Source organism: Nguyenibacter vanlangensis, assembly GCF_013376155.1.
In the GTDB taxonomy this organism is placed as follows: domain Bacteria; phylum Pseudomonadota; class Alphaproteobacteria; order Acetobacterales; family Acetobacteraceae; genus Gluconacetobacter; species Gluconacetobacter vanlangensis.
This window is the reverse complement of sequence record NZ_JABXXP010000443.1, coordinates 1-2397: the sequence shown is the minus strand read 5'-3', so window position 1 is coordinate 2397 and position 2397 is coordinate 1. Positions and strand designations below refer to the sequence as shown.

General features: G+C 65.3%; 1 protein-coding gene. It reads left to right on the top strand.

Annotation, left to right across the window (positions count from 1 at the left end):
- Positions 1–2235, top strand: a 2235-nt coding sequence (locus HUK84_RS15045; RefSeq protein WP_246285706.1) for a TonB-dependent receptor, incomplete at its 5' end; no start/stop codon positions are given.
- Between the last annotated feature and the right edge of the window lie 162 nt (positions 2236–2397).

The window sequence follows — 2397 nt, the reverse complement described above, 5'->3', positions numbered from 1 at the left end:
GCCGCGCCCGCCGCCACCCGCGCCGCCCGGAACGAGGATGTCAGCATCGTCGCCACCCGCGGCGTCTCGCACGATACCGAACAGGTGGTGACCCGCGCGGCCATCGAACGCATGGTCGGCGGCACCAACCCGCTGAAATCCCTGGCCCAGCTCCCGGGCGTCAGCTTCAGCTCCTCCGACGCGCTCGGCCTCGACACCTGGGGCGCCAGCATCTATCTGCGCGGCTATTTCATGGACCAGCTCGGCGTCACGCTCGACGGCGTGCCGCTGAACGACCAGAGCTACGGCTCGGTCAACGGGCTGAACATCCTCACCGCCGTCATCCCCGACGATCTCGGGCGCGAAAGCGTGTCCCAGGGCGCGGGCGCGGTGAACCTGCCGTCCAACTCCAACCTGGGCGGCACGATGCAGTTCTTCACCGACGACCCGGCCGACCATATCGGCGGCAAGGTGTCGCAGGGCTTCGGCTCCTATGCGATGTACCGCACCTATGCCCGCTTCGACAGCGGCCGGCTCAACGCGTCGGGCACCAAGTTCTTCGCCTCCTATGCCCGCGATTACGAAGGCAAGTACCAGGGCGGCGGCTCCGACTTCATGCAGCAGGCCGACGGCAAGCTGGTGCAGCCGATCGGCCATGACAGTTCGATCTCCGCCTTCTTCAACTGGAGCGACTCGGCCGTCTGGGGCTATTCCGACAAATCGCTCGAAATCCTCAACAAGCTCGGCTGGCGCGTCGAATCCTTCTACCCGAACTACGCCGCCGCCTACGCGACGGCCGCCGGCACCTACCTGCCGCCCGGCTGGGACCAGATCACCGGACAGGACCCCAAGACGGTCGCGTTCTATGATGCCGGCCAGCACACGGTCGATTATCTCGGCGGCCTGAATCTCGATTTCGCGCTGACCGACCGCCTGCGCTGGCGCACCACCTTCTACGGCCACAGCGACACGTCGTACCTGACCTATGGCGACCCGAACACGCCGTCCGCCACCGGCGCGCCGCTGTCCGAGGAAGTGTGGCAGCCCCGGCAGCAGCGCATGGGCTTCGACACCGCCCTCCAGTACCGGCTCGGCAACCACACGATCGAGACCGGCGTCTGGTACGAAAACAACATCCAGACCTCGGGCCAGTATTGGTACAACGAACCGCTGCTGGGCCAGGGCGCGCCGGTCGAGACCGTCGGCCCCTATGACGTCTACGGCCCCGCCTTCCAGCAAAGCTACAATTTCGCCTGGACCACCAACACGGTGCAGTACCACCTGATGGACACCTGGCGCCCGCTGCACAACCTCACGGTCCATGCCGGGTTCAAGACGCTGGCGGTCACGACATCGGGCGGCTCGGACTACAACAATCCGGACGTGACCGGGGTCGACTCCCTGCCCAACGGCAGCCTCAGCACCGTCGGCGCCTTCCTGCCGCATGTCAGCGCCAACTGGCGCTTCCTGCCCGGGCACGAACTCTATTTCGACCTGGCCGAGAACATGCGCTCCTACGTGGTGGGCGCGTCCGGCGCCGGCGGCTATTCCGCCTCGCCCTGGTCGGTGCAGGACCAGCCGACCTTCAAGCAGTTGCAGCATACGCTGCGGCCGGAACGCGACTGGGTCTACCTGGTCGGCTACCGCTACACGTCCAAGCGCATCATCGCCTCGCTGGACGGCTACCATTCCGACATCTCGCACAAGCTGATCTCGGCCTCGGTGGGCACGCTGAACAACCCGGTCGCCAGCGTGATCGACACCCACAGCGCGACGATGAACGGCGTCGATGCCGGGCTGACGCTGGTGCCGGTGCGCGGGCTGTCGATCTTCAACACCGTCAGCTACAACCATGCCACCTACGGCCAGAACGTCCTGGCGGGCCAGCAATACTATCCGCTGGCCGGCAAGAAGATGGTCGGCTACCCCGAATTCATGTACAAGACCAGCGCGATCTACACCTACGGCCCGGCCCAGGTGCATTTCGACGCCAATTATTATTCCAAGCGCGAATTCAGCTACCTCAACGACACGCACATCCCCGGTTACTGGCTGGCCAACGCAGGCGCGCGTTATCGTTTCGGCAGCTGCGGCGCGATGAAGAACATTACGGTGGACTTCAACGTCTATAACCTGTTCAATGCGAAATATATCGCGATGATGGGCGAAAACGGCTTCCCGATGAGCGGCGACTACCAGTCGCTCGAACGCGGCGCCGTCCGGGAATATTTCGGCACCGTCACCGCACAGTTCTGATCTTGACACATACGGCTGCCCCGCCGGCGGGGCAGCCGCGGGCACGGACATTCGGCGAAGGGGACAGCATGGCGGTACGCGACATGACGAACACGGGTTCCACGGCCAGGCGCTTCCCGGCTCTGGCCCGCGCAACCCTCGCCGCCGCCTCGGTCGCCGCCT